The following is a 26,494-nucleotide window of genomic DNA, read 5'->3' on the forward strand; positions in this document are numbered from 1 at the left end:
CCTCCCGTGGGCGTCAGACACATGGATCATCGGCAGCGCTTGAGTTCAACGCCGCCCTAAGTCGCCATCCCATTTGCCGTCTACCTGCGTGATCGGATCGCACAACTCAGGGGACGTTGATAGAGCTCGCCCACGCAGGGTTGACTCAGGTACGAGTTTCTGCGCGGAGCCGACTACGTCGGCGCGAGCCGTGTCTTCTCCCCGCTCCGGCCTGCGATCGTAACGGCCTCCGGCTGCTCCGCGACCGACCCTCACTATTTGCAGACTCCGTCGCTGCGCTCCTCCACTTAGCAACCGCTCCTGCCGGTCACTGCTCAGCCTCCACCCGTTCTTGATCTTCGTGCCGGGACGGCGAGAAAGACGAGTGGACAAAGGAGCAACCGACATGACGCACACGACCATCACCCGATCCGCGGAGGCACGCCAGACGGAAGCAGAGGCACTGCACGCGTCGATCCTGGAGCAAGTCCAACAACTCGCCGACAGCGGCCAGTGGCGGGCATTCCTCGAGTTCGCCCGCTCCTTCCACAACTACAGCCTGAACAACCTCCTGCTGATCCTCGCCCAGAACCCCGACGCGACCATGGTCGCCGGTTTCCGGCAATGGCAGGCCAAGGGGCGCCAGGTCCGTAAGGGTGAGAAGTCGATCAAGATCTTCGGATACCGCGAGCGGAAGACCGAGACCGCTGCCGACGATGAGACCCCAGCCGACGACGAGCGTGTGGTCCGATACTTCCCGACTCTGTCCGTATTCGACATCGCACAGACCGACCCGATCGAGGGAGCCGACCCGGTCCCGAGTGATCCTACTCACCGACTCGTCGGCGACGACGACCACGGAGTCATTGCTCCGCTGACCGCTCACCTTGAGTCCCGGGGATGGAGGGTTAGCCGCGAACCGTTGGCCGATGCGAGCGGATACACGGACCCCGAGACGCTGCGCGTGATCCTTGCGGAAGGTATCAGCGTCGAGCAGTCCGCGAAGACTCTGATTCACGAGACGGCGCACATTGAGCTCCGCCATATCGACAGCGTCGAGGAGTACCGCCTGCACCGCGGACGCATGGAGGTCGAGGCTGAGTCGGTCGCCTTCGTGGTCGCAGGCCTGTGCGGCTTCGACACCAGCGCGTACAGCATCGGCTACATCGCCGGATGGAGCGACGAAGACGTCACCATGATTCGCGAGTCGGCTACGCGAGTCCTCGCGGCGGTTCACGACATCGTGGGGATGCTCGACCAGTAATCGCGACCGGACGAAAAGAACCCCGACCCAACTTGAGTGGGTCGGGGTGGGCTGACCCCGTTTCGTAGGTCCAGTCGTTATGAGAGTCGTCCTGTTGTCCGCGGTCGCGGGCAGGGAGACTGGTCAGATCATGACGAACAGCAGGAAGCGTCACACCCCGGAGCAGGTCGTCCGTAAGCTCGGGCAGGCCGACAGGATGCTCGCCGACGGTCAGGACGTCTCGGCGGTGTGCCGGGAGCTCGTGGTGTCCGAGCAGACGTACTACCGGTGGCGGAACCAGTACGGCGGCCTCAAGGCCGACGACGCAAAGCGCCTGAAGGAGCTGGAGAAGCAGAATGCGACCCTGAAGCGTCTGCTCGCGGAAGCGGAGCTGGAGAAGGCCGCGCTCAAGGAGCTGGCTGAGGGAAACTTCTAAGCCTGGACAGGCGCCGCGCCGCCGTCGATCACCTCAAGCGCAAGCTGCGGGTGAGCGAACGGATGGCGTGCCGTCTGGTCGGGCTGAGCCGCTCCGCGTATCGGCGACCGCTCAAGGGCGACACGGTCGCGGACCCGGATCGGGCGTTCAGGGAGTGGCTGCGCGCCTGGGCGAAGGACCATCCCCGCTACGGGTACCGGCGGGCGTATCACGACGCCCGCGCCGAGGGGTGGGTGGTGAACCACAAGAAGATCCAACGCCTGTGGCGTGACGAAGGGCTCCGGGTCCCGCAGCGGCGTCGACGCAAGCGCGTCGGGTCCTCGACCGTCGACGCGCCGACGGCGGACGCGCCGAACGTGGTGTGGGCGGTGGACTTTCAGTTCGACGCCGACGAGCACGGCCGACCGATCAAGATCTGCTCGATCGTCGACGAACACACCCGGGAGTGCATCGGCGGCCTCGTGGAGCGCTCGATTACCGCCGACCGACTCACCGCCCACCTCGAGGACCTCGTCGCCGCCCGGGGCGCCCCGGCGGTGCTCAGGTCGGACAACGGGCCGGAGTTCATCAGCGAGGCGATGGCCGACTGGGCCGGCACCCGCACCGGCCTGTCCTACATCCCTCCGGGCTCGCCGTGGCGCAACGGGTACGTCGAGTCGTTCAACAGCCGGATCCGCGACGAGTGCCTCAACATCAACAGCTTCTACTCGCTGCTGCACGCGCAGGTCATCATCGGCGACTGGAAGGACGAGTACAACCACCACCGCCGGCACTCCTCGCTCGGCTACCTACCCCCAGCCGAGTACGCTCGACAGTGCACCCATCAAATGGAAACCGACGACTCACAGAACGTCCGGACCGAATGAAGGGGGCGGCTCAGGGGTTCTTTCGCGCTCGGGGGCGCGAAGTGCGGGCCGGCGGAAGAGGCGGCAAATGTTGAGCGGGAGAGATGGCCGTGACAAGAAAAGGACGAGACGAAGGGACGAGAAGCAACGAATGAAACCAAGGCGAAGGAGACCAACGAGAGAACGAGACCAGAAACGAGAGAGAACGATAAAGACGACAAGCCAAAGGGAAAAGAGCGAATGCACGTAGGCACTCTTCGAGTGTGCGCGCTCCGTGCGCGCCAAAAAGCGCGCGTAACCGGAAGTTCTAAGTGTGAGAGGTGGAGTGGCGCGCTGGAAGCGCGGGCAGGCGGCCCAGGGGGTCAAGCAGGCGGTGCACTACGCGTTCGGCGGCGTCTGCGACGCGACGCTGACGGCCAAGACCGCCGATGGCGCACTGGCCGCCGCGGGCTATGCGGACGCCGTGATGACCCGGTACATCGTTGAGAACGGCGCGATCCGTGACGACCTCCTCACCCGGTCCCAACTGAAGGATTGGGTCGATGGTGTCGACCCTCTGACGGGTGAGCGTCGGGGTCGGGATCTGGAGTCGCCGGTCGCGGATCTGATTTTGGATGCGACGATCAACGCACCGAAGTCGTTCTCGATCGCGGCGATGCTGGACCACGAGTTGGCGGCAGCGTACGAGGATCTGCAGGACCGGTTGCGGGACCGGATCATCAAGCTGTGGCAGACCGAGCTCAACGCCCGCCGCGGAAAGCAAGGTGCTATCCGAGAAGACCTCGCCCGCATCGAGGTCGTCGAGTTGCGACACGAACGGTCCCGCTCACTGGACCCTCATAAGCACCGCCACCTGTGGCTGAACGTCAAGGTCGAAGGACTCGACGGGAAGTGGTCCAACGTCGACACTCGCGTCGCGCTCCGGTTCCAGAACATCGTGAACGCCGAAGGCGACCTCGCCTGCAAGACCGACCCAGCATGGGTCGCTGCTCTCGCGTCGAAGGGCTTCACGCTGAATTCGGACGGGGAGATCGCGCAGCTGCAGCATCTGGTGCGGCCGCTGTCGAAGCGGTCCGCTCAGATCGAGTCCAACAAGGCTGCCCATCTTCGCCAGTGGAGGGAACAGCACGCGGACGAGGAGCCATCCGCCTCCGTCCTGAACCAGATCGATCAGTGGGCATGGGCGGCTGGCCGGCCGAACAAGCCGGGGCAGCTGGACGAGAACGATTGGGCGTCCGTTGTACTGACCGAACTCCTAAACGCCGACCCGCAACTCGTACAGCCACGAGGCGCGAAGGTGGCGCGCCCGATCGCCATCGAGGACCTGGACATCGAGCTTCTAGCGGCCAAGGCGATCGTCGATGCGGACGGTCGATCGACCGGGACGGGAGGACGATTCAGCGACATGGACGTCCGGGCAGGAGCCATCCGAGCGATCGCAGCATCAGGCGTAATCAATGATCGGACCCAGCTAGGTGTGGTCGTCGACGAAGTTACTGCCTACGCCGCCAGCACATACACGGTGACACTGCTGTCAGAGGCCAGCACTCCCCCACACATCAAGAGCCGGATGGCCATTGCCACTGCAACTCTCAAGGCCACAGTCGCGCATCGCACAGAGTCCCTCGCTACGCCTGGCACCGTGCCTTCCGTAGGGGAGATGACCGAAGTAGCGAAAGCCATAGATCCCAACCGCGCGCTGGACGAAGGGCAACTGGAGGGCGCCTCCTCGATCGCAGGTTCCGACCGAGTCGTGACGATCTCCGGTGCCGCTGGCACAGGCAAGACGACGATGCTCAAGGTGGCCGGAGCGGCTCTGCGTCGTGGCGGTCGAGCCATGATCATCGTCGCGCCAACGAAGAAGGCTTCCGCGGTCGCTGGACGCGAAACCGGGAGCGAGTCGTCATCTCTCCATCAGTTGCTATACGACTACGGATGGCGATGGATCAGCAATCCAGCCGGTGCCACCGAGTGGTCATGCCTAACGATCGGCGAGCTCGATCCGTCGACGGGTATGCCCTACGTCGGTCCGCGCATCGGCGTTCGACCGGGAGACCGTATCGTGGTTGACGAAGCTGGAATGCTTGACCTCGAGGCAGCGAACGCCCTGCTCGACGTCGTCGCCCGCACCGGCGCTTGCGTCGCCCTCGTCGGAGACCAGCATCAAGCTCTTCCGGTCGGTCACTCGGGCGCCATGGCCCTCTTCTGGCGACGCGCAACCCGCCAGGTCGAGCTCTTGACTATCCATCGATTCAAAGACCCAGCGTGGGCCAACCTGAGTCTTCGACTTCGGCAACCAGATGACCTAAAGGAAGCCGGTCATACGGCCGACGAATTGATCAACACGGGACACGTAGTGCTCTCAAACAGCCAGACTGACGCGCACGATGCCCTCGTAAGTGCCTGGTTTGAAGCCTCCCGAGAGCGACAGTCCATCGCCATAGTCTCCGCGACCCACGCCGAGGCGCAATCGGTGAGCGAGGCCATTCAGGCTCGCCGGATCTCGGTCGGCGAGGTCGACACCAGCGCAGCCGTTTCGGGTCAGGCCGGACAGGCGATCTTTGTCGGCGATGTCGTCCAAACGCGACGGAACGACAGCACGATGGACGTACAGAATCGCCAGAACTGGACGGTGAAGAACGTGACTGCGCAACATGTCATGTTGGCGTCCGCAAACGACTCGACAGATCTGCGAATGATCGATCACGAGTATGCAGGAACCCACCTCCACTTGGCATACGCCACGACCGTTTACGGCGTGCAGGGCGAGACAACGGACCGATCTATAGTCGGCCCTGGCGTCGACGGCGCCGGCCTGTATGTAGGAATGACGAGAGGCACGTCCAGCAACCTAGCGGTAGTCGTAGCTCCCACCGAGGCGTCGGCTCGGGCTCAGCTAGTCGAGACCATGCAACGGCAACCTGTGGAGGAGACGATCGAGATCTCTAGGGCCGCCGCACGAGCCGAATTCAACCGCGCGGCTCGTTCTCAAACGGGGCCCGCTACGAGCGTCTCGCCTCTCAGCTCTACAGGCCGTGCCCTGCACTAACCGGAACAGCTATCCCACAAGTCCACTCGCGAGTATCTGCCGACCAACAGCATTCGCGCCATCCAAAGCGCCCGTTCGTGGGTCGAAACGAAGCAGACCCACCGTTAGATTGTCTGCTCGGTCTTGTACCGTTGGGAAAACACCTCCCCTGAGGAAAACAAGTGATGAGCGGCCATCAACCGACCCGACGGCTGCAGCGCGCTCGACAACACCAAGGTCAAGATTTCCTCTGCGGCTTTGAACCCATGCAAGATACCGCGAGCTGTACAAATCACAAATGTCGGTGGCGGAGCCTTCCGCCACAACAACGTCGACTGCGCCCAGGTAGGCCATCCACTGGCGGCAGATCTCTACCGCTTCGCGTCCGGTAGCTCCGGACGGCGCTGGCGCTGGCGCATCGAGACTCATGTCACCAGTGTCCACCAGACCACGGCGGTTGGTGCGGTTCCGACCGGAAGGGCCATCCCCGGCAGCCGACCTTGGGAGCCAATAGCATCGATGAGTGATACCTTCGCTTCTCCCGCTCGCGCCCTTACTCATCTACTGGCGCCCGGAGTGACGATGCGGCCATCCGTCCGATCATTTGTCCCAAATCGATCCGGCGCTTCCGCCTTCGAGGTCCATTCGAACCTAGGATTCGGCTGTGGACTTCTGGCAGCAGTTCTGGGCGACAATGTGGGGCGCGCTCGCGGGTGCGATCGTGGCCGGCGGGGTGACCGTGTTCGTCGCGTGGAGGAGCTGGGCGGTCTCGAGAGACTCCCAGTACCGGGACCGCTTCGATGATGCGTTGAGTGGCCTATTCAGTCACATCCGAGACCTTGTAGATAAGAGCTTTCGCGACTCGACTGACGTGATCCGAGTTAATTGGCCGCCGAAAGCTAGGGGGCTGCTAGTCGAGGTCGATCGTGTGCACATGCTCGCGCGGGGCCAAGACGCCCACATGATGGTTTTCGTTGGCAAGGTCGTGTACCGGCTGCCGAGACGTTCACACACTTGGATCGTTGCTAATCTTCCGGACCTGGTCGCATCCCTCCGAATGTGGCGAACCGGTGAAGTCGGCTTTGCAGAGACGATGCGCGCAGTCGAGAGCTTGGACGGATAGCCCTTCGCTCGATGCCGAGCAACCCGACCCTTCACTGCCTGCCCCCCCAAAATGGCACCTACCAGAACACCCGCTGCCTGAGGCAGGATACGGTGCCAGTGTGGATCGTGCTTGGAGGTGTCGTGGGAAAGGGACAACCCGGGGGCGCTAAACGCGAGGCTTTGAAGCGCCAACGCCAACGGGAGGCGCGCGCCGTCAGTTTGCTTTCGGAAGAGTCTTCCGATGAACTCTTTGCCCGGCTCCGAAGCGGAGCGGCGAACGTCGCGGGGGTGACCTATCAGATCAACCTTGCGACCCTGCTCCTCGGTTCCGGGAGGCTGTCGGACTCTCCACTTCCTCGGGTGTCCGCTGTCCGTCCTGAGGGTTTTGAGGACATTGATTGCCGCCTTCAGGACGGCAGCTGGCTTCTTGTCCAGAGTAAGCAGCGGAGCGCGCGGACCATGAGTCGCGCGGAGACTGCGTCTGTAATCGCGCATGCCGCTCAAGTCGAGGCGGCTCGCGACTACGACGGAAGCGTCGCCGGGTACGCCATCGTCAGCAATGCAGGCTTCGCCGCGGGCGCTACAGGATGGGGTTCAACAATCCCCCAAGGCGACGCTGAGCTTACGCGAGCGGTGCGAGACCAGCTATCAGCCAGTCGTCGCGACCCGGACACAGCGGAACGCCTAATTGGCCGAACCCACCTTGTCGTTGTTGAGGACCCACTTGTGGTCGAAGTCGAGTCGCTACTCGCAAGGGCCTACTCGATTCCTCCCGCGGTTGCCGTTATTGCGCGATCGCACCTTGCTGCAGATCTTGCTTTGGTATCGTCAGCGCAGCGTGGCCGCGACGTCGCGACTGCCCATCTTCGAACCCTCGCTGACGTGGACTCGATGATCTCCCGGTTGCGCGAGACTGTCGACCAACAGAACTTCGAGGCCGCGCTTCGGGAAGGTGTATGCGAGTTTGCCGACTTCTCACGCATAGCAACCGAAAGCGAGGAGCAGTTCTTCTCCGGCGTAAGGGTCGTCCCCAGCCACGTCGGGGCAGACCTCGACGTGGTCCGCGTCCCTGAGTGCGAGTCAATTCTGTCTTCACTCGAGTCGAGCCGTCAGGTCCTAATCGTCGGCGCGAGTGGCACAGGGAAATCAGGCCTGCTTTGGCGATCCGCGTCGCTGCTTCAGGACGGCCCAATGCTCATACGTGTGCTTCGGGTCTCGAGCGATTCAGACGTGCAAAGCCTGATCCGACTTGTGCGGATGCTTTCTCCGACGCCTGAACGCAGAGTAGTTGTTTGCATCGACGATCTAGGGCGCGCGGCAACCGAGCGTTGGCCAGAGGCTCGAGACCGGCTGCTCGAATTCTCAGGGGTTTCGATCCTGGCGGCATGTCGGCAAGAAGACCTTCTTCCGTCGATTGCTGAGGGTGCACACCTGGTGGACTCGCGGCTTGCGCGAGAGTCGGCTGCGCGAATATACGCTCGTCTCCGTGCCGCTGGGTTCGAACTTGCTACCGAACCCGAAGAGGCAATCCACCGCGCAGATGGACTTCTCATGGAGTTCGTGGCGATCGCCACGACAGGACGTCGGCTGCGCGAAGTGTTGCGCACTCAGCTGCAGGGACTCGATGACACTGACCATGCTGATTCAAGAGAACTCTTGGCAGTAATCACCGCCTTGCACACTCTCGGTCGATCCGTGCCCGCAGACGAATTGCCACGTTTAGTTGGGGAGTCTCCTGCGATCGTCGCGCGTCGTTTGTCACGACTGCGAGATGAGCATCTGATCGTCTCCGACGACGGCACCTCGTGGCGCGCCCTTCATGACCTGCGCGCGGAGGTGCTGCTGGATTTGCTCCACGAGGTCCCCCCGCCCACACTGGCCACAACATACGCACGGAGCATCGCCGCTGCTCCGGCGGAGGTGAGGCCAATGCTGTACCGGCGCGCTGCAACCCGCGTTCTGCGTGCGGCTAGGCTCGAAACCGTGTCGTCGGTTGCGGATCGACTCACTTCGGCCCGCCGCGTTATAGACCCGCTCGTGAAGTCAATTGCTGATCGCGTAAACGACCTCGCAAACGCGCCGGGCCCGACCTCGGCTAGGGAAATTGCAGCGCTTGTCGATGCTGCCGAGCGGCTAGACGTTTCGGCTTATGTGGCTGCGACCCTCGGATACGTCAAGCAAATCACGCCGCCGACGATTGATGTGTCTTCCTATTACCTCTTGGCCTATACCTCCAGGTTCAGCGACATCTTTACCGGCAATGATCTGTTCCGGCAGATTGCGTCCGCCGGCGCACGCCTTCCCGAGTGGGATTCTTCAGCCCGCCAAACGGTAGTCTCGAAGATTTCGGACGACGTGATTCTGCAGACACTCATGGAGGCCCCACTCGATGTTGCTGTGCGGTTCTCTGAACGGCTTGAGGGATATCGGACGCTGCCGCTAGCCGCTGCTGCCGCTGTATTTGCGAAACACTCGGCTCGAGTGGCAGACCCACTTCGTGTTGATGTAGTGGATGTATTCGCTCAGTTGATCGCCACGTTGGCCGTGGTTGCCGAACTTGAAGGGCCCAGAGTCGAGCAAGCATTTGGCCCACCTCGCCAGCGGGCAAGATGGGCCGTTGAGGCTGACGATTCCGGTTTTGCTGTGGATGTGGTCCTCTCGGATCGAAGAGAACTGCCCTCGTCGTCGAGCAACCTTGCGCGGGCCTCGACCTACACTTCGGACACATTCTGCGAGGTGTCCGCTAGGGCAGTGGCCCGATTTGGCACCGTGGATGTTCAGCGCGGATATCAGCCTCAAGCAGGTCAAGATCCGACCTCGCTCAATTCACAGGCAGTGTTTCTCGCGCAAAGACTGTTTGATGCGTGCCCAGAAGCTGACGTCGTTTCGGTTGAAGTCGTCGTGCCAGCCCGAGGCGCGTCTGCGCCAATCGACGGGAAGAAGCGAATGCGGGTCGGCGCTCTCCCAAGACGCATCGCGACGGAACGCTCCATCGCTTTGCAGATCGCAGTGACAGAGCTTCTGAGTACTGAACGATGGACCGATCGTTGCCGTAGACAAGCAGACGCGAGTGCCCAGCTTTTGGAACTCTTGATGGCGCTCCCTGCTCGTCTTTCCGAGCGAGACAGTTCGCGTGGGCGTCGAGAGTGGATCGAGAAGGTCGTCTCTGTTGCCGCGCTGGTTGCCCAACTTCCGGGACCGCCGCTCGATCCCCAACTCATTGGGCGACTTAGTGCCGAGCTACCGTTTGCCGCCGACTTCGATCTGCGGCTTCGCGAAACGACTCGTGATCCCTCCAAGGCCGCTCTCGACCTGATCGCCCAGAGCCTCCTGCAGGTTAGTCAGGGACTGAACGATGCCGCCAACCTCGGGGGCGCGGGCCTGCGCCTCGCCGGAGCCCCTCAGGCGCTGGCGGGGGCGCGGGCTGAGGATACCCTTCCGGAATACGCAGGGGTTGGACCGCTGCTTCCGAACGAACTCGGCAGTCTCGCCTCGATGGCTGCCCGTATTTTGGTTGCGCGTGGGCAGGGAGCGCTGTCGCCCGGGGACATTCGCGGGCGATCCTTGGAGGACACTAGCGCTCTGACGCTAACGAGTGCAGTCAGCGCTGCGGACGGATCCCTTGCGGCCGTTGAACAGCGGCTAACAGAGTCAGGTGTAGAGGTGTTCGCGAGTTCTGTGCAGGAAATCCTGAATCCGACCGATCCGCTGCTTCCACTCGAGCTAATCATCGCAGTCGACGCCTCTGCATGGGCAGCAACTGAGGAGTCCCTTCGGTCGTGGGGACCGTCGGCACGCGAGGAAGCATGCTTCCAGACCCGCACGCGGTTCGTCGCAATGCACCTCGGCCGACTTGTCCAAGTCGGCGCAGTTCTCGATGATGCCGAAGGTCCGCTGCGAGACATCGACCCCACTGACTACCCCGACATCGCGCGGCGCTTAGGAGCCCTACTGGCCCCGTCCGTGTTCCAGGAGCGAGCAGACAACTTAATCGGCTCGCTTATCTCTGCCTCGTCGGCGAACGGGTGGAGTCGTCGCCGTCCTGATGGATGGCGCGGTGTCCAATCCACCGCCCGGATTCCATCCGCCGAAAGCATTGACGATGATCCCCAAGCTTGGGCCGACGCGATCGTTATCTACAGGGAGCTCGAAAGTCTCGTGGCCAGCGAAGGGGATGATGGCGGCACGTTCGCGGAGGTGCTCGCCGGCGTAGACCTTTCTATCGCCGACACGTTCGCGTCTCCGATCGTTCAGGCCGTAGGACACCTGCGCGCTCTCGCGATTGAAGCAGATCTTCATTCGCTCTCAGCTGACGACGCCTCCTGAAGTCGGTTCCCATCGAAGCGTCAATCGAAGCACTCACTGGAGGCGGTGGGACCCGCCCAACGATTCACTTCGCACCGGGCGTCGACGGTAAGCGGACGTGGCGAGGCACATTCGACCGGCGTCACGTTGGCGCAACTCGCCATCTGAGTCCGACGAGACCTTGGTTGCTGCCGGGTGAGGGGAGAACGCTACCGGAACGCGCTACTGGTAGCTCCGATTGTTGCCGAGTCGCGTATTCGAGGTTCTCGACTCTGAATGATTAGTCAGCGCCTGCTGTATAGTTCAGTAGATGCTGACTATTGCTTCACGCCTCGACGTCATGAACCGGCTCGGCCGGGCGATGGCGGACCCGACGCGTTCCCGGATCCTGATGACTCTGCTCGGCGGCCCAAGCTACCCGGCCGTGCTCTCGCGTGAGCTGGAGCTGACCCGCTCGAACGTCTCCAACCACCTCACCTGTCTGCGTGACTGCGGGATTGTGGTTGCCGAGCCCGAGGGGCGGCAGACGCGCTACGAGATTGCCGACCCGCATCTCGCGGCGGCGCTGGCCGCGCTTTTAGATGTCACGCTCGCGGTGGACGAGAACGCGCCGTGTGTAGATGCGTCGTGCACTGTGCCGGGCTGCTGCGGAATCGGGGCGGGCGCATGAGCGATGTGACGAAGTCCCAGGTGGAGGGCGTCGAGCGCGACGATGACGATGATGACCACGACGGTCCTTGGTGGACCGATCGCGGGATCATGGTCCCGGTGCTCTCCGGCGTCGCGTTCCTGACCGGTCTGATCCTGGAGTGGTCCGGGATGGAGATCCCGGCGCTGGTGGCGTTCTGGATCGGCCTGCTGCTGGGTGCGTCGACCTTCACCCCGGGCGCGATCCGGAAGTTGTTCAAGGGCAAGCTGAGCATCAGCCTGCTGATGACGATCAGCGCGGTCGGCGCGGTCATCCTCGGGTATGTCGAGGAGGCCGCCGCGCTGGCGTTCCTGTACTCGATCGCCGAGGCGCTGGAGGACAAGGCGATGGACCGCGCCCGCGGCGGGCTGCGGGCGCTGCTCAAGCTCGTCCCCGAGACCGCGACCGTCCGCCGCGACGGCGTCTCGGTCGAGGTTGCCGCGAAGGACCTCCAAGCAGGGCAGCTGATGCTGGTGCGGCCGGGCGAGCGGATCGCAACCGACGGCGTCGTCCGCACGGGACGTTCCAGCCTGGACACGTCCGCGATCACCGGGGAGTCCATCCCGGTCGAGGTCGAGCCCGGAGACACAGTGTCGGCCGGTGCGATCAACACCGCCGGGGCGTTGGAGGTCGAGACGACCGCGGCGGGCACCGACAACTCGCTGACCACGATCGTGGAGCTCGTGGAGCAGGCGCAGGCGGAGAAGGGCGACCGGGCGCGTCTCGCGGACCGGATCGCGCGCCCTCTCGTCCCGGGTGTGCTCATCCTCGCTGCCCTCGTCGCGATCATCGGGTCGCTGCTCGGCGACCCGGAGCTGTGGATCACCCGCGCCCTCGTCGTGTTAGTTGCGGCGTCTCCATGTGCGCTGGCGATCTCGGTGCCGCTGACGGTGGTGGCCGCGATCGGGTCGGCGAGCAAGTTCGGCGTGATCATCAAGTCCGGTGCCGCGTTCGAGCGTTTCGGCGTGATCCGTCACGTCGCCGTCGACAAGACCGGCACCCTCACCCGCAACGAGCCCGCCGTCACCGCCGTGCTCACCGCCGACGGCATCACAGAGGAGGAGGCGCTGGCTTGGGCTGCCGCGCTGGAGCAGCACAGCACCCACCCCCTCGCCGCCGCGATCACGGCCGCCGCACCGGGAGCCGCCGCGGCCGAGGGTGTGACCGAGCAGGCCGGGCACGGCATCGAAGGCACGCTCGGCGGTGCGCGGATCACGGTCGGCAGCCCGCGCTGGCTCGACGCCGGGACGCTCGGAGACCGGGTCGCAGGGCTGGAGGAGCAGGGCATGACGGTCGTGATCGTGCACCGCGACGGTCTGTCCGTGGCTGCGATCGGCGTCCGCGACGAGCTGCGCTCTGAAGTTCCGGAAGTGGTCCGCACCCTCGCTGCCCAGGGCGTCGGTGTCACGATGCTCACCGGCGACAACGCCCGTACCGCCCGCGCGCTGGCCGCGCAGGCCGGGATCGAGGACGTGCGCGCCGAGCTGCGCCCCGAGGACAAGGCCGCCGCGATCGGCGAGCTCGGCACGCACGGGCCAGTCGCGATGATCGGCGACGGCATCAACGACGCGCCGGCCCTCGCGGCGGCGGACATCGGGATCGCGATGGGCGCGACCGGGTCGGATGCCGCGATCGAGTCCGCCGACGTCGCCTTCACCGGGCACGACCTGCGCCTACTGCCGCGCGCGTTCGACCACGCCCGCCGAGGACGGCACATCATCAACCAGAACATCCTCCTGTCGCTGCTGATCATTACTGCCTTGCTCCCGCTGGCCCTGTTCGGCGTCCTCGGTCTCGCGGCCGTGGTGCTGGTGCACGAGATCGCCGAGGTCGTCGTGATCCTCAACGGCCTGCGCGCCGCCCGGACGCGGAAGGTCAGCGCGTGACCGCGCAGGATGTCGTTGTTGTCGAGAAGACGAGTGAGTCGTCCAGGGGCAGCGGGCGGGCGCTCGGTGTCACCCTCGCCGTCGCGGTGCTCGCTCTGGTGATCGACCAGGGCTCCAAGGCCCTCGCGGTGGCGCAGCTGACGCAGGGTGAGCGGATCCCGCTTCTCGGTGATCTGTTCGGCCTGTCGCTGGTCTACAACCCCGGAGCCGCGTTCTCGCTCGGCTCCGGGGCCACCTGGATCATCACCCTCATCGGCGTGCTCGCGTCCGCCGCGGTGGTCGCCTTCGCCGTGCGGCTGCACGGCGCACGGTGGGGTCTTGCGTTGGGACTGATCCTGGGAGGCGCGGTCGGCAACCTCGTCGACCGGCTCGTGAACCCGCCCTCGTTCGCGCGCGGGCACGTCACCGACTTCCTCGCCTACGGCGACCTGTTCGTCGGAAACGTCGCCGACGTCTTCGTCGTGGTCGGTGTCGGCCTGGTGTGCCTGAACCTCCTGCTACCGATCGCGCGCGAGACGCTCAACGGCTGAGGACGTCAAGGAGGTCGTGGGCCAGGCCACCCACTCACTTCAGCCGGGCACTGCGCGGACCTTCGGGTAGTCCGACCAATCGCCGCTGGCGAGGCGCGACCACGCGGCCGCGGATGCTGGTGTGATACCGAGCAAGTCGGAGACGATCCGGGGGTGCATCTGACGGGTGAGCTCGATCAGGGCCGTGGTCCGGGCGCTCCCGGAGCGGAGTCCCTCCGCACGGAGACGGCGGCTGATTGGCCCCGGGGTCAAGTGCAGCCCCGGGTTTCTGCCAGGGAAGAGCCACCCCTCGGGATGGCGCATCGATGCGTCGACGAGGTCGACGATCGCGTTCCCGAGGGCCTCGGGGAGTTCGATCGGCTCGGTTCCGACGGTGAGTTTCACCGGGCGGGAGGTCGCGTCGACCTGATCGCGGGTGAGGGTGACGATGCGGGTGAGCTGGATACCGTAGAGGAGCACGAGCAGGCCCGCGGTGCGGGTCCTCGAGTCCATGTCCGCGTCGGTGAGGAATCGGCGGGCCATCTGCCACCGATGGTCGGACTCGTAGTGCCGGCCCTCGAGGCGACTCATGCGGAACTCGACGCGGAGGGTGCTCAGCCGGTGCCGTCGCAGCCAACGAGTGAATGGAGCCAGCGCGTCGCGCTGGCTCGGCGAGTCGGTGAGAAGCGCGTCGAGGCGGCGTTGCGGGAAAGTGGCGATCGTCTCGTGCTGCGATCGGATCTCGTGAAGGAGCGCGGCGCAGTGCTTGAGTGCTGCTCGTTGCCGCTGGAAGCCGACGGCGGGGCTCGATGGGCTGCGGGACACCGCCCGGAACGCACGGGTCGAACGGAGCAGCTCCCAGGTGCAGTACCGGCGCAGGATCAGCCGGTCCTCGGCATGCTCGACGTTGGCCAGCCATTCCTCGAGCCAGTGGTCGAAGCGCGCGGCCTCGACGTCGAGCTCCGGCAGAACGCCAGAGCGGACCAACAGTGAGAGGAGGAACGCCGCGGACTGCCCCGACCTGGCTCTGATGATGATTGCGTCGGCGGCAAGGGGCAGGGTCCCGTCTGCGAGCTCGCTGAGCACGGCTGCGCACTTGCTCTTGTGCAACCACCGCTCGAGCGAGATCGCTTTGCCATGGTGCGTGATCAGGTAGTCCGCGAGAGGTTGTAGTTCCGCACGGATCACTCCAGTGTCGTCGGCGAGGAGCCGGCGGATTGCGATGGGCCGGCGGCACTCGACGCACAGGCGGTGCTTGCGGACCTCCTCGATCGAACCGCAACCAGGACACGCCATCGTGACCGGGGTGCCCGCGCAATCGGCGCACACCTTCTGGTCGTTCATGAACCCGGTGAGGAACACCTTGCGCCCGCACTCCGGACAGGGCTGCGGAGTGCGCATCGCGTAGTAGCAGCGGGCGCAGACGCGTCGCCCGTCGAGGTGGGACGCGACTCTGCCGGGCTCCCCGCAGACCCCGCAGGTCTTGATCGGCGCGGTGTAACAGGCCAGGCAGACGAGCTCGGGGCGACGGACGACGATGGTCGCGTGCTGACCACACCGCGAGCAGTGGCCGAACGAGCGGGGGTCGGCGCGCCAGCATTCGCGGCAGTACCGCTTTCCGCTGATGGTGCGCTGCACTGGCCTCTCCCGCCCGCATGTCGCGCACGCGACGGATCTGGCATTCCTCTCGCACCGGGAGCAGCGACGTCCGCCGCTCGGCGTCTTGTGCGGCATGCGGACAGCGCGCCCGCATGTCTCGCACGTCGGCAGGACGACCCGGCTCGCCCCTTCCGCGATGAGCGCGTGCGCGAGGTCCTGGACCGTCACCGGCACGTTCTGGTGACGGCCTTCGAGGACTCCAGGCTGCTTGAGGAGGGCAAGCTCAAGAAGGCGTTGCGTGAGCGGTACCGGAGCGACTGTGCTCACGATCTCGGCGAGGCGTTCCGCCGGGATCTCGAGCGCGCCCCACTGGATGAGCATCACGACTTCCGCGACCCTCGGCTCCTGCGGCAGCTTGGCCACGACGGGCCTAATTCGTGCGTGGACGGCGGATCGTCGCGCGAACGGGGCGGAGATCACCGATTGACCCGCGCGTCGCCTCCTCGCCCACAGCCACCGGGGCCGCGGCCTCGCGGCGGGTGATCGTCACGAGATCGTCGAGAGAGCACCCCAGTGCGTCACAGAGCGCGGCGAGGACGTCAAGACGCACCCGCTGCGGCGGCTGCGTCACCAGCCGATACACCTGCTCCCGGGAGAGGTCGATGCCGCGCTCCTCGAGCAGCGGCTTCAGCTTGGAGGTCTGGAAGATCCCGCGCGACGCCATCACGCTGCGCAGGTTCCAGCCAGTCTCGAGTTCAACGGTCATCCCGCTTCTCCTTCGATGAGGGACTTCAGCGCCTCCGCGAGCACCCGGTTCTTGTAGTCCGAGCTGACAGAGGCATAGATCGAGGTCGTCGACGCGTGCATGTGCCCGACCTGCTCCTGGACGAAGCGCTCGGCGTAGCCGAACTCCAGCAAGTGCGTGACGTAGGAATGTCGGAGGCTGTGCAGCGTCAGATCCTTCGACAGGCCGGCCTCGTCACGCAGCTCCGCGAACCTTCGGTCGAGGTAGCCGGCGGACAGGCGCGTGCGGCGCTCGGTCACCCAGAGCGCGTCGAGGTCGTCGCCGGGAGCGAATCGCTCCCGAGCCTGCTCGAGCCATTGCTGCATGCCCGGCACCCACCAGTCGAACTCCGGCACCAGCAGCACTGTACGACGACGAGGCGCACCGCCTCCCGCGGCCTTCGCCCACCGCACGTGGATCGCGCCGTAGCGCCGCCACTGACGCATCTCGGCGTTGTGGTGCAGGTCGACGGTGTCGAGCATCACCGCCTCGGTGCGGTGCAGCCCGAACGCGTAGACCGTCTTCAGCAGCTGCGCGTCCCGCAACGCCCCGAGCGCGCCCTTCCGCCCGGAGTTCACAAGCAGCTCGACACGGGCGTCGGCGGTGTCAAACAGGCGCTCCACCTCGTCGTAGGTGAACGGGCGGCGCTTCCCGTCGCCCTCGAACTCGAACCGGTGCGCAACCGTGTTCCACGGCAAGCACACCTGCGACGGGATCTCGCTGAACTCCCGTTCGCAGATCTCCATCCAGTCGTACAACGGGTTCGTCAGGTAGTCGCAGAACCCGCGGATGGCTCCATGATGGTGGCGCAGCGTCGACAGGGTCAGCGTGCGATCGGTGGCTTCCCTCGTGAAATCGTCGACGTCCGCGACCGTCCACTTCCACGGCGGCTTGTCCACGAAATCCCGGAACCGGAGCACCGTCGCCGTGCGGTTCTGAATCGTCTGCTCACGGAGCCCGCGTGAGAGCTGCTGATTCCGCCAGCCGTCCATCATCGCGTCGAAGACCTGCTGCTCCGGGTTCAGTCAATATGGAATGTCCGATGACACCTGGACCCGCGCGACGAAGGAATTGGAGGCATTGGGGCTTCTGACGATATCGATCGAGTCCTGGGGCGACGACGAGCGGATGCGGCGGGTCCGGCGGAGGTATCTACTTACCGATCTCTCTAGCATTCCAGGGCCAAGCTGATGCAACGCGGCGAAGCCCCATGGGGCACGCGAAGGTGGGGTGGCCAAAGGACCACCCCACCTACTGTTTCGGACTAGACAACGGCCGGCGCTCGCCCGGCTGACGCGACGGTGGCGACTGGCCCGGTCACGTATGTGTCCGGGCCTTCAGCTTTTGGGGCGCGGCGGGTGACTTCCGCGGTGGTGTAGCGGAGGGAGGGGCCGACGCTGTCGGCGACGACTTCGGTGGCGGCTCGGGGTTCGCCGGTGGCCTGGTCGGTCCAGTGGCGGAACTCGAGGTTGCCGTTGACGATGACGGTGTCGCCTTTGGCGAGGCTGGCGCGGACGTTCTCGGCGGTGCGGCCGAAGACGGTGGTGCGGTGGTACTGGGTGTCGCCGTCGACCCACTTGCCGTCTTCGAGCTTGCGGTCGGTGACGGCGACGGTGAACTTGGCGAACTTCGTGCCGTTCTGGGACTCGCCGTAGTCGGGGTCGGCGACGAGGTTGCCTTCGATGCTGATCGGGACTCGTGTGCTCATCTTTCTTCCTTTCCATTTGGCGGCCATCTGTTGGGTCGCTTTCACTTAGAACTTCCGGGTCGGGCTCGGAAGATGCGCGCAGAGGGCGCGCAATCAGCGGCGTTCGGCTTGCGGATTGGCGTGGCTCTGGCGAATCCAATCGGCCCACTCCGTGGGGATTGTGTCGTCGCCGGTTTGTAGGAGTTCGGTGTGGCCGTTATGGCATTCGCCGTTGTACCAAGTCGCCAGTCGGGGCAGCGCGACGGCGAGGCGTTCGTGCCAGCCGATGGGTCCGTAGCCGGCGTCGAGGCTGTCGTAGGAGACCAGCCAGGCGGTGTGCAGGGCGGAGAGTTCCTCGACGAGCGCGCCGTGCTTGAACCAGCAGGGCGGGATCTTCCTCGGAGCGATGTTGTAGCGATGGGTGAACCAGACCACCCAGCTCCGCAGGTCGGTCCAGACCTGCGGGGCGTCCTCGTCCTCCAGGGTGCGCCAGTTGATGACGCGGATGCCGAGCATCCCCGGAGTCTGCCGGGGCGCTTGGTCTTCCCAGCCTGCGGCGAGGGAGGCGACGAGGTCGTCGAGGGGGATGTCGTCGGTCACTGCTGCTCCAGTGAGGCTTCGATGTAGTGGGCGATCTTCGCCCGTAGCCGGGCGATGGCTTGGAGTGAGGCGCTCCGGCGGGAGACGAACCCGGAGAACACGCGGTCGCGGTCGATGAGCTGGTGAACGTATTCGTGGCAGCGCGGATGCAGGGCCGTCAAGTCCTCGTGCTGCTCGTGGGCGGTCCAGCCGTGCGGGGTTTGAGTGACGCCGCGGTAGTCGAGGTGGTGCAGCTCGAGGCTGCGGGCACTGCCAACGCCGAGGCAGAGGGCGCAGCGGATGGTGCCGTTGCGGGACCCTTCCTCGAGGAACCATCGGTCGCGGCGGGCGAACCAGGCTCCCGAGTGCAGGTAGTTGGTGCGGTAGGTGTTGTCCCGGGCGGGACGGCGACGGTTGGACATCAGTTTCCCTCCCCCGCTGATCCTCGGCGATCGAGCGCGGCTTGATACTGTTCGGCGAAAACGACCTGCTGGTCGAGCTCGGTGAGCTTCTTGCCCGCGCTGACCTGTCGGGCGTCATCGCGATCTGTCCACCCCCGTAGGTCGAGCAGGATCCCGCGCCGGTTTCGGTAGGCGAGCAGCCCGACCGTTTCGGGCATCCGGCGAATCTCGTCGAGCGTCATGACCGGCACCTTCTCGTTCTGCACATTCGTGGACGATCCGTTGTCGTTGTACGAATGGCCGGTGTTCCGGATCCGACGGTTCCCGAGAAGCGATTCGATGTCCCGCAGGTGGTCGACATCGGACGCACCACCGAGCAGGAGCTTGGCCGTCGCGGCGGACCAGATCGTGTCAGCCTCGGATCGCGACCAGGCCGTCTCGGCCTGGGACAGAGCTTGGAGGACGACGATGGTGGAGATGCCGATGCCGCCGCCGTCGGCCATGATCCGCGGCAGTGCGGGCCAGGAGAACATGTTCGCGATCTCGTCGAGGATCAGCGCCAGCGGCAGGTCGAGCCGGGAGCCCACTGAGGCGAGTGCCTTGCGGCGCGCGGTCTCCACGATGTCATCGAGGACCGCTCCGAGGAATCCGCCGACCGACCCGGCTCCTGCTCCGGTGCCGACGAGATAGAGGCTGTTGGAGCCGACGAGGAAGGCGTCGAGGTCGAACTGCTCTCCTGGCCCGGGTGTCATCGCCTTCCGGATTGCGGGGATTGATAGTGGGCGGAGTGCGCCGAAGACTCCGAACCAGGAGTTGGCCAGCAGCTTTTCGTCGCCATTGATGATCGCGTCTAGGTGTACCCGGCCATGAGGTTGGTGGCGTTTCCGGTCTTGTGAAAGGGGAGAACCTCCGGGCTTAGTGGAGATGTCTGACGTCTTCACGAACTCGGAGGTTCTCGTGTCCCACCGTAATGCCCGCTTGACCGTGCACGGCAGGCTGCTCATCGTCCATCGTGCCGGTGCCGGGTGGAAGCAGGCGCATATCGCCGCGGCAATGGGCGTGTCCCGACGCTGCGTGAAGCGGTGGCTGGACCGCTACCGCGCCGAGGGTGAAGCCGGTCTCTACGATCGCTCCTCGCGGCCTCACCACGTCGCCAACCGCACCCCCGATGCCAGGGCCGCGGCGGTGGTCGCGATCCGGAAGAAGGAACGAGTCGGCCGTGACGAGGTCGCGGCCCGCACCGGGGTGCCGGCGCGGACGGTGTCGCGCATCATCGCCCGGTCCGGGCTGCCTCGTCTGGTCGATCTGGACCCGATGACCGGGGAGCGGATCCGCGCGTCGAAGACCACAGCGGTCCGCTATGAACGCGAGCAGCCCGGCGAGCTGGTGCACATGGACGTGAAGAAGCTCGGTCGCATCCCCGACGGCGGCGGGTGGAAGGCGCACGGCAGAGCGATGGGCTCCACAGCCGCCCGGAAACAGACCGTCGTCGGCTACGACTACGTGCACTCCGTCGTCGACGACCACTCCCGGCTCGCATACTCCGAGGTCCTCCCCGACGAGAAGGGCCCGACCTGCGCCGCGTTCCTCGAACGCGCCATCGGCTACTTCGCCGCGCACGGCATCCCCCGCATCGAGCGGCTGATCACCGACAACGCCTGGGCCTACCGATGGTCGCTGCGCGGCGTCTGCGGCGCGCACGGCATCCGGCAGAAGTTCATCAAACCGCACTGCCCGTGGCAGAACGGCAAGGTGGAGAGGTTCAACCGGACCCTGCAAACCGAATGGGCCTACCGGCAACCGTTCACCTCGAACGACGACCGCACCGCAGCACTTGACCCCTGGCTCGAGCACTACAACACTGGACGACGCCACTCAGCCCTCGGAGGCAACCCCCCGATCAGCCGACTGCAACCAACGTCCTGACCCCGTACATCTAGGTCCTCTGACCAGCCCGGCGTCCCCTGGTTGGCGAGCACACCAACGGCCTCGAGGGCGAGGCGTGGGTTGGAGCCCCAGCGGGCGAGGGCGTCGGTGCCCCGCCCGGAGACGGCGGCCGCGTGCAGCAGTCGCGAGAGGACGGAGGAGGACACCTGCGCCCATTCCTGGTTCGTCTTGGATGCGCCGAGCGCGGTGCCGGCGATAATCGCTTGCCCACGCTGATCCGCGATCAGGGGATCCTCGCAGCCAGCCACTGGGGAGATCCGCAGCGCGGACCGAATACCGGTGAGTTCCTGCGGGTCGAACACCGTGACGTCGCCTACCCGAGCGCGCTCGCGCATCGTTGCCGAGAGGTTGTCGTTGCGGGTGGACGTGGTGATCAAAGGCCCGTCCCAGTCGAGGATGGCGTTGATGATGAACCGGTAGCCCTTCCCGGACCGGGGCGCGCCCTCAACCACGATCGAGTCCTCGATCGACACGTAGACGTCCTGCCCGTGGGCCCGCCCGACCTTCCAGCCCGCGGCCGACGGCGCGGGGTTGGCCACCGACGGCCGAAGGGTCTTGGCGCGGTGAAGAGCGGTGCGTGCGGAGGTGTGCTTGCGGACTTCGCCGGGCTTGGCGAGCCCGTCGCGGCCTCGGAGGTCGTTGATGAAGTGCCGGTCCGACTGCCGGTAGCGAAGCCACCAGACCACCCCAACGGCGATCGCGGTCAGAAGGAAGAAGACGGCCAGCAGAGCGAGGACCCGGATGAGGGTGACAGGCACCACGCACCCCGGCACCAAGCCGAAGCCGGAAACGTCTCCGCCGATGGCCAGTTGCAGACCGGCGAAGACGGTGCCTGGCTGGCCACCTGCGCCGCATGTTGCGGTGATGGTCGCGCTGGCGATTCCGGTGGTGAGGGCGCCGGCAATGACGATGGCGAAGAGGCTGTAGAGGGCGAGCTGCGTCCAGGAAGCGCCGTGGGTCCTCATGCTCGTTCACCACCCATCGCGTCGGTGCGGAAGATGCCGAGTTCGTAGTCGGTGCAGATATTGCGGACCTTCGCGACCCGGTCCTGGCCAATCTGCCAGAGCCCCTCCCCTTTATGGAGCTTGCGGACCAGGTCGGCCTGAGTGTCGTTCCAGCCCAGGATCTCCCGCGACCTCGCGATCTCCCCCGAGTGCTGCGCGTACGAGATCCGGGTCTCACAATCCGCGAGGAGCCCGAGCGCCCGTGAGTGGAGTGCGCTGTTGCGGTCACCGAGCGCGTCCAGGTCTGCGACGCGGTGGAGCAGATACCAGTTGGAGGTGCCGAGGTGTCGCGCGATCTTCTCGTCCTCGACCCGGTCGGCGAGGCCGTCTCCGCCGGAGACATCGTTCAGCAGCTCAACGGCGGCCTCCTCGTGGATGATGACCCGCGCCTGCCTATTCGCGCCGAGGGAAGAACGGCGGATCCAGTTCGCGGTCGCCAGCCGCGCTAGGGCCTGCGCTTCCGGCGATGCCCCTTTCAGCGCGGAGGTGTCGACGACCATCATCGGGGCGTCGGCGTCGAACCGGACGGTGGAGGGTCCGTCGAAGAACCCGGTGAGATCGCCGGAGACCATTCGCCGCAACGAGTGCGCCAACCGGTGGCCGGCCTCGACGACCTCGAGCGGCTGGCTCTGCTCGGGGTCGACGAGACGGTCGTAAACGTGGGTGATGGTGACGGTGGACTGGCCGCGGAGGGCGTCGAGTGCGACGTCGAGGGCGGTGTGCTCGACCGGTTCCAGGTTCCCTCCTTCGCGGAGGCGGCGGATGATCGTCTTCACTGTCGCGCGACGGTACTGGAGCACGTTCAGGTTCCAGTCCTCGTCCGAGAACGAGGGATCCCGTGCGCCTTCGTCGAGGAGATTGATCCGGGCAGCCTTGCCCGGGCCGACGCTGATCGACTTCCCGCCGACGTACGCAGCGACGCGCAACCACTCCCCGTTCGGGTCGTGCGGGACGGCGATCTTGCGCCCCAGCCTGGCAAGTCTTGAGGACCAGGACTTGGCGAGCATCGACTTGCCTGTCCCCTTCACCCCGAGGATCGCGACCGAGTGGGAGCGGACGGCTTCGGCCGAGTAGGCGTCCCAGGGGTCGAAGCAGAACGGCGCCCGGGAGAGGAGATTTTCCCCGATGTACGCGCCGGTGAGGATGTCCCCGGTCTCGGCCAAGAACGGGTATGCACCACCCAGCACTTTTGAGGAGCACCGGTGTGCTGGTGGGGTGGCGCGTAGTGGGCCGCGCAGGTTGTGCGGCTGCTTCCACCCCCACGCCGGCATCTTCGACGCCGGGAGTTCCGCGGACTGCAGCTTCCAGGTGGAGTTCTTGTCGGGGGAAGCGGACTGGCGGTGGCGGCCGTTGGCGCCAGGCTTCTCATTGGCCGGGATGCGACCGATGACAGCTGACTGCTTCATGTCATTCTCCTTCCAGTGGGACCGGGAGCGCCGCGGTGACGAACCCGGCGGCCTGCTGTCCCGACATCGAAGCCAGCACGAGCCGTGCCGGGTGTGACGCTTGCTCGATGTCGGTTCGAGCCTTGGCGAGGGCGTCCCTGGACTCGGCGGAGATCGTCACGAACCCGCGGTACTGGACATCGCCGTATCCATCGACAAGGTCGTGCTCCCGAACGGCGAGGTCTTCCTCCTCGCGGAGGTGCGTGAGCGGGATCCGAGAGGACAGTTTCATCCGGATGGTCGCTGCGGTTTCCATGTCGGACTGGGCGCGGTTCAGCTGGGCCAGCGCCTTGTGCGTTGCCACCGGGCGCACCTGCAACGTGATCACCCTGGTCGCGTCGCCTGCGTACAGAAGCGGTTCGAGGAAGCCGGTACGGACGTCGGTGCGCGGCCACTCGGCGACCCAAAAGGTCTGGTGCCAGGATTCGTCCACGCGCATCGCATCCCAGCCCTCGTCGATCCCCATCACCGGTGACGGCGCGGATACGAGCCCGGAGTCCTGCTCACGCCGGGTCGCGGCGGCCACGGGGTCGGCCGACAGCGCGTTCAGCTCGTCAAGCTCGTCGGAGGTAAGCCATCCCGCTGGGGTGAGCCGGGCGTGCTCCATCGACGTCTCGATGCCTGCGACCCGCTCCTTCAGCACGGCGGCAAGGCCGGTGAGTCCTTTCCCCGCGTCACGGATAGCACCGTTGAGCGCTGCAGTGTCGAAGGTGAGGGTTATGTAGTTCGTGAACCCCATCGACCGCTTGGACGCCGCCTGCGTCAGCGCCCAATACTGCTCCCGGAGCTCGGCGGTGACCTGCGGGTCGTGCTCGTTCTCGCGCACGACCAAGTAGTCGCGCAGCTCGTTCGAGGAGGCCCTGTCGACGCGGATCCGGATCGTGGTCTCACGGACACCGGGCAAGTTCTCTAGCGAGCTGAGCCATTCCACGAACCCGTCGTACGCGGCCTCCTGGGTGCCCTTGTCGCGCAGCGCCCAGGCTTTCGATCCGACCTTGACGGTGACGGAGGCGAGTCTTCCGCGGGCGTTGTAGATGAAGCCGCCGGCACCAGGGATCTGGACGATCTGCGCGTCCCCGAGCGCGCCAGGAAGGAGGAACTTGGAGGTCACGACCGGGGTTACCGCGGCGACGTGCGCGTGACCGACGTTGAGGGAGGCAACGCTCACCCGGAGCCAGACATCGCGACGGAAGATCGTCTGGCCGGTCAGGCTCCTGCGCGCGTAGCGGGCCGCTTGGGCGACGATCACGATCACGGGTTCGCGCCGGTAGGTGGCGAGCGCGAAGAACACCACGACGGCAACGATCGGGATCATCACCCAGATCGCGTTCGTGTCGATGAACAGCGTGGAGAGCAGGACCGCGACGGCGGCGCCGATCACCACCAGCTGCAGGAACGTCAGACCGAGGAAGATCCCGCGGCGTTCCCGCGCGGCGAAGCGGACCCGGGGTGCGCCTTCCTCCGTGATGATCTGGTCAGCGGTGAGGGTGGTCATGAGTTATCTCCCAACCTTGACGACTCGTGCCGCGGTGCGGACGGGCGCGGCGGCGGTGCTCGCCCGTGAGAATTGGTCGCGCACGGAGAACCGGTGATGCAGGGCGGTGCCAACTTCAGCACCGGCGAACGAGACGAGCTTGGTCGCCCACAACGGGCTGAACGACGCGGCGATCACCGCGCCGGCGGCGACGAGGATGACGCCGATACTGAGGCTGGCCTTGGTCAGCTCTACAGCCAGAAGGACCACACCGGCGGCCAGGGGCTTGGCGATAAGCAACCCGACAGAGAGGTTCAGCCAACGTTGGGCCCAGGCGGTTAGCTTGGGCTGGCCGATCATCATCAGCCCGACCGGGGCCATCGCGGCAAGCGCCAGGAGTCCGAACTCGCGGATCGACATGGCGATGAACAGGAACAGCGATGCGATCATCATCAAGCCGACGATGAGCAGCGCCATCACGTATTCGCCGACGGAGCCTGGACCCTGTGCCCCTTGGGTGGCCATACCCCAGATCACGCCGTCCTGGGAGAACTGCATGGTCTTCATGACGGCGCCGTGGATCTGCTTCGGGGCGTCGAAGAGGCCGACGACCCGGAGCAGGCTTTGGCTCAGGTCGCCGCCTTGGACTGCGGTGGTAAGCGCGTGCGTGATGTCGTCGGTGATGCCGGAAGCCTTCTGCATCCCCCACACGCAGATCGCGCTGAACGGGATGGCAAGGGCGGCACCGGCGGCGGTGCGGCCGATGCGTGACCAGTCCTGAAGGATCATCGCGATGCCGATCTGGACCAGCGCGACGATCAAGATGACGGGTGCGGTGACGGCGATCCAGAACAGGAACTGCGAGTGGGCGATGTTCCAGCTGCCCTGGTCGATGTTCGTGTTGAAGGAGCCGGCGATCATCGTCGCGATGAAGTCGCCGAGGTTCTTGATGGTGGACCCCATGAACTGGGCGATCGTTTGGGATGCCTGGCACCCGAAGTCGGCGACAAAGCAGCCGTAGTTCGGCGTGAACGGATCCGGTGGTGCGGCAGCGACAGTGGCGATCATGATGGTCACGCCACGTGGAGGGACTGGCCCCAGTTGATCAGCCCGGCGATGCTGCCGGCGACTGCAACCCCGGCGAGGCAGCTGAGAACGCCGATGATCCCAGCCTTTTGAACGCGTCCGTTGCTGGAGACGTGGCCGACGACGATAAACCCGGCGGCGATCAGGCCGCCGATCACACCGAGGATGAGCACGATGGCGAACACGACGTTCGCGATCGTCTGCAAGGCGCCGACGCCGGGCCCGGAGAAGTCCGGGCTGGGGTTCGGCACCGCCGCCACGGTAATGATGCGTGCGTGGACCGTGACGAGGGCTTCGTTGAGTGCGTTCATGATTCTTGGTTCCTTTCCGTGGGATCGGTCGACGGTTCGGGTTCTTGTGCTTCGCGCATGCGCCGGGCGGCGAGGTAGCCGGAGGCGGCGATGCCGAGCAGAGCGATGAAGATCAGGCCCAGCAGGCCGAGCAGGTTGAAGATCAGGTTCATGA

22 protein-coding genes are annotated in these 26,494 nt (G+C 65.5%); 9 read left to right on the forward strand and 13 right to left on the reverse strand.

Annotation, left to right across the window (positions count from 1 at the left end; translation table 11 throughout):
* Window positions 1–385: 385 nt before the first annotated feature.
* The 8 genes from HNR13_RS00185 to lspA all read left to right on the forward strand — a co-directional run bounded on the left by HNR13_RS00185 (window position 386) and on the right by lspA (window position 14,044).
* Complete coding sequence (locus HNR13_RS00185; RefSeq protein ID WP_168688430.1) at window positions 386–1,243, forward strand: ArdC-like ssDNA-binding domain-containing protein; 858 nt, start codon at window positions 386–388, stop codon at window positions 1,241–1,243.
* Between the two features lie 130 nt (window positions 1,244–1,373).
* Window positions 1,374–2,524 (forward strand): IS3 family transposase gene (locus HNR13_RS00190; RefSeq protein ID WP_179603909.1). Its coding sequence is split into 2 segments (ribosomal slippage): window positions 1,374–1,644 and window positions 1,644–2,524, totalling 1,152 coding nucleotides; the frame shifts between segments, so codons are not numbered across the junction.
* Between the two features lie 304 nt (window positions 2,525–2,828).
* The gene (locus tag HNR13_RS00195; RefSeq protein ID WP_247597253.1) at window positions 2,829–5,552 is read left to right on the forward strand and encodes an AAA family ATPase; all 2,724 of its coding nucleotides are present in this window, start codon (window positions 2,829–2,831) and stop codon (window positions 5,550–5,552) included.
* Between the two features lie 643 nt (window positions 5,553–6,195).
* On the forward strand, window positions 6,196–6,654 hold the full coding sequence (locus HNR13_RS00200) for a hypothetical protein (RefSeq protein ID WP_039921959.1): 459 nt from the start codon (window positions 6,196–6,198) through the stop codon (window positions 6,652–6,654).
* Window positions 6,655–7,517: 863 nt separating this feature from the next.
* Entirely contained in the window at window positions 7,518–10,961 is a 3,444-nt protein-coding gene (locus HNR13_RS00205; protein ID WP_168688429.1) for a hypothetical protein, read from the forward strand.
* 289 nt (window positions 10,962–11,250) lie between these two features.
* Complete coding sequence (cmtR, locus tag HNR13_RS00210) at window positions 11,251–11,610, forward strand: Cd(II)/Pb(II)-sensing metalloregulatory transcriptional regulator CmtR (RefSeq protein ID WP_021758374.1); 360 nt, start codon at window positions 11,251–11,253, stop codon at window positions 11,608–11,610.
* Window positions 11,607–13,514 (forward strand): heavy metal translocating P-type ATPase, encoded by a 1,908-nt coding sequence (locus HNR13_RS00215; protein WP_021758373.1) that lies wholly within the window; start codon window positions 11,607–11,609, stop codon window positions 13,512–13,514. Before cmtR ends, HNR13_RS00215 begins: the two co-directional genes overlap by 4 nt.
* Window positions 13,511–14,044 (forward strand): signal peptidase II, encoded by a 534-nt coding sequence (gene lspA, locus HNR13_RS00220; protein WP_021758372.1) that lies wholly within the window; start codon window positions 13,511–13,513, stop codon window positions 14,042–14,044. Before HNR13_RS00215 ends, lspA begins: the two co-directional genes overlap by 4 nt.
* 39 nt (window positions 14,045–14,083) lie before the next feature.
* Here the strand turns inward: lspA and HNR13_RS00225 are convergent, their stop codons facing one another.
* The 7 genes from HNR13_RS00225 to HNR13_RS00255 all read right to left on the reverse strand — a co-directional run bounded on the left by HNR13_RS00225 (window position 14,084) and on the right by HNR13_RS00255 (window position 20,014).
* On the reverse strand, window positions 14,084–16,045 hold the full coding sequence (locus HNR13_RS00225) for a hypothetical protein (RefSeq protein ID WP_021758371.1): 1,962 nt from the start codon (window positions 16,043–16,045) through the stop codon (window positions 14,084–14,086).
* Window positions 16,046–16,052: 7 nt separating this feature from the next.
* Window positions 16,053–16,388, reverse strand: coding sequence for a helix-turn-helix domain-containing protein (locus HNR13_RS00230; RefSeq protein ID WP_021758370.1), 336 nt, complete (start codon window positions 16,386–16,388; stop codon window positions 16,053–16,055).
* On the reverse strand, window positions 16,385–17,305 hold the full coding sequence (locus tag HNR13_RS00235; protein ID WP_343063374.1) for a tyrosine-type recombinase/integrase: 921 nt from the start codon (window positions 17,303–17,305) through the stop codon (window positions 16,385–16,387). Before HNR13_RS00235 ends, HNR13_RS00230 begins: the two co-directional genes overlap by 4 nt.
* Window positions 17,306–17,670: 365 nt before the next feature.
* Window positions 17,671–18,114 carry a single-stranded DNA-binding protein gene (locus HNR13_RS00240; RefSeq protein WP_021758367.1) on the reverse strand — a complete coding sequence of 148 codons (444 nt, stop codon included), beginning with the start codon at window positions 18,112–18,114 and terminating at the stop codon, window positions 17,671–17,673.
* 93 nt (window positions 18,115–18,207) lie between these two features.
* Complete coding sequence (locus HNR13_RS00245) at window positions 18,208–18,693, reverse strand: hypothetical protein (RefSeq protein WP_179603910.1); 486 nt, start codon at window positions 18,691–18,693, stop codon at window positions 18,208–18,210.
* Entirely contained in the window at window positions 18,690–19,094 is a 405-nt protein-coding gene (locus HNR13_RS00250; RefSeq protein WP_179603911.1) for a hypothetical protein, read from the reverse strand. Before HNR13_RS00250 ends, HNR13_RS00245 begins: the two co-directional genes overlap by 4 nt.
* Window positions 19,094–20,014: a type IV secretory system conjugative DNA transfer family protein gene (locus tag HNR13_RS00255; RefSeq protein WP_343063375.1), complete on the reverse strand. Its 921-nt coding sequence runs from the start codon at window positions 20,012–20,014 to the stop codon at window positions 19,094–19,096. Before HNR13_RS00255 ends, HNR13_RS00250 begins: the two co-directional genes overlap by 1 nt.
* 16 nt (window positions 20,015–20,030) lie before the next feature.
* Here HNR13_RS00255 and HNR13_RS00260 point away from each other — a divergent pair, with 16 nt between their 5' ends.
* Window positions 20,031–20,999 (forward strand): IS481 family transposase, encoded by a 969-nt coding sequence (locus HNR13_RS00260; protein ID WP_101852925.1) that lies wholly within the window; start codon window positions 20,031–20,033, stop codon window positions 20,997–20,999.
* Here the strand turns inward: HNR13_RS00260 and HNR13_RS00265 are convergent.
* Genes HNR13_RS00265 through HNR13_RS00290 form a run of 6 tightly spaced genes read right to left on the reverse strand, consistent with a single transcriptional unit; the run spans window position 20,927 to window position 26,492 of the window.
* A complete protein-coding gene (locus HNR13_RS00265) occupies window positions 20,927–21,985 on the reverse strand; it encodes a type IV secretory system conjugative DNA transfer family protein (RefSeq protein ID WP_179603912.1) in 1,059 nt (352 codons plus the stop codon). The genes HNR13_RS00260 and HNR13_RS00265 overlap by 73 nt on opposite strands.
* Complete coding sequence (locus HNR13_RS00270; RefSeq protein WP_179603913.1) at window positions 21,982–23,430, reverse strand: ATP-binding protein; 1,449 nt, start codon at window positions 23,428–23,430, stop codon at window positions 21,982–21,984. Before HNR13_RS00270 ends, HNR13_RS00265 begins: the two co-directional genes overlap by 4 nt.
* A gap of 1 nt (window position 23,431) precedes the next feature.
* Window positions 23,432–24,964 carry an SCO6880 family protein gene (locus HNR13_RS00275; RefSeq protein ID WP_179603914.1) on the reverse strand — a complete coding sequence of 511 codons (1,533 nt, stop codon included), beginning with the start codon at window positions 24,962–24,964 and terminating at the stop codon, window positions 23,432–23,434.
* A gap of 3 nt (window positions 24,965–24,967) precedes the next feature.
* Window positions 24,968–26,020: a hypothetical protein gene (locus HNR13_RS00280; RefSeq protein ID WP_179603915.1), complete on the reverse strand. Its 1,053-nt coding sequence runs from the start codon at window positions 26,018–26,020 to the stop codon at window positions 24,968–24,970.
* Entirely contained in the window at window positions 26,017–26,340 is a 324-nt protein-coding gene (locus tag HNR13_RS00285; RefSeq protein ID WP_179603916.1) for a hypothetical protein, read from the reverse strand. Before HNR13_RS00285 ends, HNR13_RS00280 begins: the two co-directional genes overlap by 4 nt.
* Window positions 26,337–26,492, reverse strand: a complete 156-nt coding sequence (locus HNR13_RS00290) for a hypothetical protein (protein WP_179603917.1) — start codon at window positions 26,490–26,492, stop codon at window positions 26,337–26,339. Before HNR13_RS00290 ends, HNR13_RS00285 begins: the two co-directional genes overlap by 4 nt.
* Window positions 26,493–26,494: the final 2 nt, after the last annotated feature.

Source organism: Leifsonia shinshuensis (assembly GCF_013410375.1).
Classification (GTDB): Bacteria; Actinomycetota; Actinomycetes; order Actinomycetales; family Microbacteriaceae; genus Leifsonia; species Leifsonia shinshuensis.

What these genes read in the sequence shown, in the direction of transcription:
- HNR13_RS00230 (WP_021758370.1), bottom strand. Translation starts at nt 16,388, where the DNA reads ATGACCGTTGAACTCGAGACTGGCTGGAACCTGCGCAGCGTGATGGCG.
- HNR13_RS00185 (WP_168688430.1), top strand. Translation starts at nt 386, where the DNA reads ATGACGCACACGACCATCACCCGATCCGCGGAGGCACGCCAGACGGAA.
- HNR13_RS00270 (WP_179603913.1), bottom strand. Translation starts at nt 23,430, where the DNA reads ATGAAGCAGTCAGCTGTCATCGGTCGCATCCCGGCCAATGAGAAGCCT.
- HNR13_RS00240 (WP_021758367.1), bottom strand. Translation starts at nt 18,114, where the DNA reads ATGAGCACACGAGTCCCGATCAGCATCGAAGGCAACCTCGTCGCCGAC.
- HNR13_RS00265 (WP_179603912.1), bottom strand. Translation starts at nt 21,985, where the DNA reads ATGAGGACCCACGGCGCTTCCTGGACGCAGCTCGCCCTCTACAGCCTC.
- cmtR (WP_021758374.1), top strand. Translation starts at nt 11,251, where the DNA reads ATGCTGACTATTGCTTCACGCCTCGACGTCATGAACCGGCTCGGCCGG.
- HNR13_RS00290 (WP_179603917.1), bottom strand. Translation starts at nt 26,492, where the DNA reads ATGAACCTGATCTTCAACCTGCTCGGCCTGCTGGGCCTGATCTTCATC.
- HNR13_RS00275 (WP_179603914.1), bottom strand. Translation starts at nt 24,964, where the DNA reads ATGACCACCCTCACCGCTGACCAGATCATCACGGAGGAAGGCGCACCC.
- HNR13_RS00285 (WP_179603916.1), bottom strand. Translation starts at nt 26,340, where the DNA reads ATGAACGCACTCAACGAAGCCCTCGTCACGGTCCACGCACGCATCATT.
- HNR13_RS00215 (WP_021758373.1), top strand. Translation starts at nt 11,607, where the DNA reads ATGAGCGATGTGACGAAGTCCCAGGTGGAGGGCGTCGAGCGCGACGAT.
- HNR13_RS00250 (WP_179603911.1), bottom strand. Translation starts at nt 19,094, where the DNA reads ATGTCCAACCGTCGCCGTCCCGCCCGGGACAACACCTACCGCACCAAC.